The organism is Streptomyces sp. NPDC046900, assembly GCF_040644975.1.
Classification (GTDB): Bacteria; Actinomycetota; Actinomycetes; order Streptomycetales; family Streptomycetaceae; genus Streptomyces.
This window is the reverse complement of sequence record NZ_JBEYXD010000182.1, coordinates 1-6,403: the sequence shown is the minus strand read 5'-3', so window position 1 is coordinate 6,403 and position 6,403 is coordinate 1. Positions and strand designations below refer to the sequence as shown.

The following is a 6,403-nucleotide window of genomic DNA, read 5'->3' as shown; positions in this document are numbered from 1 at the left end:
TTATGTTTGGGTTTTTTTTTTTTTGTCTCTTATTCTCTTTTCTCCCGGCGGCGGGGCCGCCCTGTCCGCGCTCGGGGCCCCCCCGGCCCCGCGTGACAGACGTCTTTCCTGTGCCGAGAGGCGTCGTGCAATGTCCGGCTCAGGCCATGGCAATCAGCATGTACCCCATGGTGATACCCGTCGCGCTCTTGTAGCAGGTCTGCGGGACTCTGTCGCCCGATTCATGGGCGGCGTCGCTGAGGCTTCCTGTGGGGCCGGGGATCGAGGTCGAGCCCGGCGAAGTGGGTGCGGAGCGTGGTGCCGTCGGGGCGCACGATGAGGCGGGCGTCGATGCGGTGGACGTTGATCGCGACGGCTCAGAACACGCGGGCCAGGACTGTCTTGGCATGGCCTCGCTAGCGGCCGGTGCGGATCCCGGTTGTGCGGACGGCTGGGAGATCGTGCCTTCGACGCCAGCGCGCTTGGCGTAGCGTTCCTTCCAGAGTCGGTTTCCTCCTCGGCGTGCCTGGCATTGAAGCAGGTTGTGCTCCTCGCGGGGGTGCAGGATCAGGCGCCGGGTGAATCCGCTGGTGCATGGGGTGTGGACCATGGGGTGAGGCGTGTCCCGAAGTGTGGAAACAGGGGCTCATGCCGCGATCGATAGCTTATCTGCTCGCAGATGCTGCTGTTCGAACTTCATAGCGAGAGGTAATTGAGGGCGCTGTGACGCCTGCGGAGTTGTAGTACGTCAGCCACTGGAAAATCTCCAGCCTCGCCTGATGCACGTCGAGATCAGCCTCTGGTGCACCGCCTCCCTCTTGAATCCCTGCCAGAAACTCTCAGCGAGGGCATTGTCGTAACTTGAGCCGCCCCGGCCCATGCTCATGCGGATCCTGAAGCCGTCACAGACGTGTGCGAACATGGCGGCGGTGCACTGCGAGCCGCGCACGCCGCATGAAAGATCACCCCATCCACGCTGCCACCGGGGAGGGCTACGGCCATGTTGAGGGCGTCGGTCACCAGTTCAGTGCGCACATGTGTAGCCATCGACCAGCCGAGCACCCCGGCGTGAACCGATGTCCAGGACACACGCGAGAAACGGCCACGCGCCACCGACCTGCACATACGTAATGCCGCCGCGCCACTTCTCGTTCAACTGCTCAACATGGAAGTCGCGTTGAACGAAATCGGGGGGCGGGTGATGCGAGACGGTCTGGGACCATGGTGCGCGTGCGGCGCCGCAGATGCAGGCCCGAAAGGCCGTGCCTGCGCATCAGGCGCTCGACGCGCTTGCGGTTCACGGTGCGTCCGAAACCTCGCGGCTCGGCGTACACGCGCCGCACTGCGCCTACGCTGCGGCATCGCCCCGCTCCACGATGCCCTGGCCATGGCCCTCAACCACCAGCGCTCCCACCGGCTCGTCCACCGGGAAGGAAGCGGGCGGCGTGCTGGAGGCCCGTGCGTGTGAAGGTGTGGACGGCCGGTCTTGGTCGGCCCAGACGAGCTTGCCGGTCGACCATCTCCAGAGCGGCCTGGTAGTAGCCGTACTCAATCTGCGACAGCGGGACGCTGTAGTTCTGAGCAGTCCGTCCCTTGAACAGCCGGGTCGTGCCGTCGTAGTCGACCAAATCCTCCTTCATTCGCCGGAGAAAGTGGATCGGGCCGGGCCGCAACGCGCTGAGCTCAACGTTGGGCTCATTGCCGGGGTCGGGGTAGATCGCCGGGTCGACCAGGTGTAGCAGGTGCCGGAAGAGCCACTCCTTCCCACGGTGCGGCGTCGCGGTCATCAGCAGCACCCGCGCCCTGCGACAACTGCGACAACGACCAGGCACCGAAAGCCGCGCGAGCGCCGCGCACGACGGTCATCGGGGACGCTGCCGTCGCCCACCGGCTCTGGGGCGAGGGACGGATGCTGAGCGGGGACGACCACGAGATCCTGGTGTACTTCACGAGCGTCGGCTACAAGCATCTGACCGCCTCGACACTGGCGTCCGGGATTCTGGGGCGCGTCTGAGGCCCTGCCGCCTGCCCATCCGTCTCGCCGCGGGCTCACGGCTCTGGATGTGAGCTCACTCAGCGCGGGCTCACTCGCCGCCGAGCCTGATGGACCTCCTGGCGCTGGGCCGCATCCAGGCCCTGCCGGACGCAGTCGAGCCAGATCGTCAGCTGCTGCTCCATTCTATGGAATCGGATTTGTCAAGCTTGTGGCGTAATGCGCAACCCGCCGCTCTGGGCTACGCCCGCCGCCGACGGCAGCAGGGCAGCCCCCCGGGGCTGTCCTGCCCGATCTGCTCCGATCTGACCAGAGGACCCAAAGGCACTCACAGGGCCGACGGCGAGATCAAAGAACTGATCGTGGCGACACGGCGGTTCAGGCAGTCCGCAGGAATACCGATGAGTTTATGGCCGAACTCGCGGTAGCTCTGCTCGTGCAACGCCTCGAAGACCAGTTGTCAATCGGTGTCGTAAAGAACGCTCAGGAAGAGGTGTTGGGGCCCGCTTCGGAGGCTGTTTTGGGATCCGGTATTGTCGAGGGATGTCCCGTAATCTCCGGCGGGCGCGCGACGCAGGCCACGGCTCCCGCGCTCGGCTTCGCGCTCGTGCGGACGGGTTTCCGCTGCCGCGTCGACACAGCGTACGCATACATCCAGCGTGCGGACGCCCCTTGCCTGGTGATACACCGCATCCGATGCCGGGCAGCCGAGGATCGCGGGACAGTTCTTGGCTCCGAGATACGGAAAACCGGTTTCCATAGTCGAAAAGGGTTACCGCTTCCTCGGCAGCACAGAGGATCGACGATGGACGTTGGTTGACGTATTCTTTGCTCTGAGTTCTCGAATGGACAACACAAGTAACCATCCGTCCAGCGCTGCTCACCTCCTGAGGCAGCGTTCCGATTCTTGAAGGATGAAGTCATGGCGTACGATATTGAGAAGTCAAACGCCGAGTGGCGCGCGGAGCTCAGCCCGGAGGAATACAGGGTACTGCGCGGTGCTGCGGACGAACCGGCGTTTACCGGAGAGTACACCGACACCAAAGAAAAGGGCGTGTACTCCTGCAGGGCCTGCGGTGCTGATCTTTTCACTTCTGCGGAAAAGTTCGACTCTCGCTGTGGCTGGCCGGCGTTCTACGACCCCAAGGACCTCAATTCGGTCGAAGTGGAGCAGAGCGGGTCCTCCTATCCCGTGGTTCGGTGCGCTCGTTGCGGGTCGTATCTTGGAGAATTGTTCGAGGGTGAGGGATTCGCGACGCCGACGGACAAGCGATACTGCATCAACAGCCTCTCCCTGCGGCTGAAGCCTGCCGATTCCGAATGATCTGGCTCAGCTCATCAATCCGAACGATGCAGGTCATGGAAGGCCTTTCCGACCTATGGTTGAGCTGGCGTGACGCAGGGTGAGGTAGCCCTTGTTCGCCCAGCAAGGGATTCGGGCGTGGTCGAGGGCGTTGAAAATGCCCTGTTCGCCAGCCGCACGAACGTCCTGTCAATGCGTCGCGAGGCCCCTAGCGGTCGGCCGAACGGTCAGCGATGACCTGTACGTTCGTGCCGTGCTTCCCGTGCTTCCCGTGCTTCCGGGATCCCTCTGCGGACGTCGCCGCCGCGGACGGCAGCGGCCATCCACGGGGCCGGGACGACCAGGTCTGCGTGATCGTGGGCACCCATCGCGCAGACCGGCATCCTGCGGGAGGAGAGGTCGATGGCGGTAGCCGGGTAGAGCTTGCTCTGGCCGGCGGTGAACGCGGCCACACGCGCCCCGTTCCTGTCTACGTCACCCAGGGACCACGCATCGCTTGAGGGCATCACGCTCCATCGCCGGCTGGGCGTTCTCCTTGTCGGGCGCAGCGCTCTTACGCCGCACCCGCTGCAACTCCTCCCGCCCGGACTTGCTCAACCCTCCCGTCTCCGACGCTTCGACGCTCTTCCCGGCCCTGGCGGCCCAACCCCCCAAGGCCCTCGCCGATCCCCGGATCCCGCGCAACCTGCGCGATCGACGTACCTGTCTCGGTCACAGCGCTGGACCGCGTCGCCGCCATTGACGGCTGGCATGACGAGCAGCGATCACGCCCGGACGAGGCCGCGTGAGCCGCACCGCCCGAGCGAAGCCGCACCCGCCGCGACAGCGCGTCTTCGTGTTCGACTCCGAGGCCCTCTCCAAGGCGGTTCTGGGCGATCGGGAGATGGCCGCACTGATCAAGACGGCCCCGTGGTTCGACATTCCGATCGTCACGTCGGGGCTCACGACCTTGGAGGCATGGGACCCTCGCGAAACGTCGAGGCAGGCACTGTGGGGCTGGACGCTGTCCCGGATCCGCATCGTGCACACGGACGACCGGGTGATCGCCCTGGCTCGCGGCATGCTGAAGAAAGCCGGCCTGCATGGGCACAAGTACGCCATCGACGCCGTTCTGGCGGCTGTGGCGGGGCGGGAAGCCGCGCAGGGAGCTCAGACAACCGTGTTCACCTCCGACACCGACGACATGAGTCAACTCCTCGCGGGGCACTCCGTGCGAGTGGAGAAGGTCTGACCAGACGCCGCCCACACACGCCCGGGAACAGGTCGTCGGCAAACCGGAAGGCGGTCACACCGTACGTGTCGTGCGGCTGGTCGAGCTCGCCGATGATGTTCTCCCGGCTGCGGACCCGGATCGTGACGTCGGGGCTGGCTCTCCAGGCGGCACCGCAGGAGACGCGGTTGCAGGAACAGCCACGGCTGCCGACGATGTCGGCCTCCATGTGCCCGCTGTCGGCGGCGGCAGCCGGGCCCGGGTGGTCGGTGTCAGCGGTGCCTTGGCACTGGCCCTTCAGAGCCCCAGCACCCGTGATCGACCACCGAGGATCCTACAGGGCCGGAACGCGGCCAGTACGGAGCCCCGTCTCCTGAATCTCCCCTGAACGATCAGGGAGTTATCGCCGGCCAGGAGCCGAACGCCCCCCAAGCCCGCGAGGATGGGGGGGGCACCCGTCGCACCGGGCGCACAACCGAGGGGGGCAGTCCAATGTGGCGGCGGCCCGGCACGTCTTCGTCCGTCAGCCTCCGTATTGCCTCTGCGGGTAGGTCGATTCCGCAGTTCACCCCTTCAGGTGAACACGCCCGGGACCGGGGCGGAGACGCTGATCCAGCTCACTCCGTCGGTTTCGGTTCATCGATCTTGGTCGGTTCGCCTGTGTTCGACACGATGACGGCCAGCAGCTTCGCCGGTTCCGTCGAGCTCGCGTTCTCCGTGAGCGCGTGGTAGGAGTTCGGCGGTTCGGCCCACTGTTCGCCGGCGCGGTAGGTGCGGACCGGCCCGTTGTCGAGCTGGCTGCGTATGGTGCCCTCGAGCACGTAGGCGTAGACGAACGCCTTGCCATGGCGATGCGGCACCGCGCGTGTGGAGGGCGGGAACTCGACGACCTCCGAGGTGAAGGTCTTGCCCGGGACATTCGGAAGTTCCTGCGCGAGCAGCACCTTCACCGTCTCGACGGGCGGCGTGGGGGGTGGTGTGAGTGGTGAGGACTGCTCAGTCCCGGAGACTGCCGCTTTTGCCACGGCTGGCTCAGCAGCGGTCGCTCCCCCTGCCGCGGGGACGAAGGCGGCGGCCGTGGCCATCATGCCGACAGCCAGACACCGCACGGCACGTCGTGTTTTGATCATGACGCCGGACCTCCGGTCTTACTCGAGGGTCATCAACCAGCCGGCAGATTCCCCATGATCCGTGAGAGACCGCTCTCCCGCGACTTCGCGGTCATCGGTCCCGGCGGGCTTCACCGTACCGAGCCGACCTGCAGCACGCCGCGTCCCTGGTCACCAAGGCCCTGGGCCGGCTGCCGGCTGGGCGCTGGCCGTGCTCCTGCTCGCCCTCGCCGTCTTCCTCGTACGTCAGGCGCGGGCGCACCTGGCCGCCCCCCGCACAGCACGCGTCGCGTACACGCACAGGCCGACCGCGCCCGCCTCCAACTGCGCCGCGTCCCGGAAGAACGCCGGATACCGTGCCCGCCCCACCTCCTCCTTCTGTGCCTTGAGGACGCCCCCGGCGTCCAGCACCTCGTCCGCGCGGTCGATGAACTTCGGCGGGGGAATCCGCCGCCCCTGCTCGAAGGAGGCGATCGACTGGCCCGCGTAGCCCGTGAGCTTCCCGAACTCCGGCCGTTCCAGGCCCGCCCGTACCCGCAGCAGCTTCAACTGCCGCCCGAACGCCGTCACCACGCCCGACCCCGGCTCGTCCTCCGGCCGCGGCCCGGCGTCCTCCCGCCCGCTCCCACCCTCGCCCTGCTCCACTCCGCCACCCTCGCCGACCCGCGCGGCGGCAAACGGCGGCTGGACCTGCGCGGCCGCGGCACCGGCTGGTTCTACACCGCGCTGACCTGGCGCACGGGCACCAGCCATCTCACGCTGGCGGCCACGGCAGGTGAGGAATGGGCGGGTGGCCGGGCGGGCCTGGC

The 6,403-nt window shown here is 66.7% G+C and carries 6 protein-coding genes and 2 pseudogenes; 2 read left to right on the top strand and 6 right to left on the bottom strand.

Annotated elements, in window-relative coordinates; genetic code table 11:
- Positions 1-1,139 precede the first annotated feature (1,139 nt).
- Together ABZ904_RS50110 and ABZ904_RS50105 are read right to left on the bottom strand one after the other, a co-directional pair.
- Positions 1,140-1,313: an IS3 family transposase gene (locus tag ABZ904_RS50110; protein ID WP_361830896.1), complete on the bottom strand. Its 174-nt coding sequence runs from the start codon at positions 1,311-1,313 to the stop codon at positions 1,140-1,142.
- Between the two features lie 60 nt (positions 1,314-1,373).
- Positions 1,374-1,766, bottom strand: coding sequence for a hypothetical protein (locus tag ABZ904_RS50105; RefSeq protein ID WP_359411012.1), 393 nt, complete (start codon positions 1,764-1,766; stop codon positions 1,374-1,376).
- Positions 1,767-2,894: 1,128 nt separating this feature from the next.
- Between ABZ904_RS50105 and msrB the strand changes: the two genes are divergently transcribed.
- Positions 2,895-3,296 carry a peptide-methionine (R)-S-oxide reductase MsrB gene (msrB, locus tag ABZ904_RS50100; protein ID WP_359411014.1) on the top strand — a complete coding sequence of 134 codons (402 nt, stop codon included), beginning with the start codon at positions 2,895-2,897 and terminating at the stop codon, positions 3,294-3,296.
- An 84-nt stretch (positions 3,297-3,380) separates the two neighbouring features.
- Here the strand turns inward: msrB and ABZ904_RS50095 are convergent.
- Both ABZ904_RS50095 and ABZ904_RS50090 read right to left on the bottom strand, forming a co-directional pair.
- Positions 3,381-3,546 (bottom strand): annotated as a pseudogene (locus tag ABZ904_RS50095) (IS5/IS1182 family transposase); the annotation flags it as partial.
- Positions 3,503-3,727, bottom strand: coding sequence for a hypothetical protein (locus ABZ904_RS50090; RefSeq protein ID WP_359411022.1), 225 nt, complete (start codon positions 3,725-3,727; stop codon positions 3,503-3,505). The gene ABZ904_RS50090 and the pseudogene ABZ904_RS50095, both read right to left, overlap by 44 nt.
- Before the next feature lie 332 nt (positions 3,728-4,059).
- On the opposite strand from ABZ904_RS50090, the gene ABZ904_RS50085 reads away from it, so the two are divergent.
- On the top strand, positions 4,060-4,506 hold the full coding sequence (locus ABZ904_RS50085; RefSeq protein WP_361830892.1) for a hypothetical protein: 447 nt from the start codon (positions 4,060-4,062) through the stop codon (positions 4,504-4,506).
- Positions 4,507-5,102: 596 nt separating this feature from the next.
- Here ABZ904_RS50085 and ABZ904_RS50080 read toward each other — a convergent pair.
- Both ABZ904_RS50080 and ABZ904_RS50075 read right to left on the bottom strand, forming a co-directional pair.
- Entirely contained in the window at positions 5,103-5,435 is a 333-nt protein-coding gene (locus ABZ904_RS50080) for a cupin domain-containing protein (RefSeq protein ID WP_361005095.1), read from the bottom strand.
- 429 nt (positions 5,436-5,864) lie between these two features.
- Positions 5,865-6,239 (bottom strand): annotated as a pseudogene (locus tag ABZ904_RS50075) (helix-turn-helix transcriptional regulator); the annotation flags it as partial.
- Between the last annotated feature and the right edge of the window lie 164 nt (positions 6,240-6,403).

Coding starts and splice junctions, on each gene's coding strand:
- msrB (WP_359411014.1), top strand. CDS start 2,895: ATGGCGTACGATATTGAGAAGTCAAACGCCGAGTGGCGCGCGGAGCTC.
- ABZ904_RS50105 (WP_359411012.1), bottom strand. CDS start 1,766: ATGACCGCGACGCCGCACCGTGGGAAGGAGTGGCTCTTCCGGCACCTG.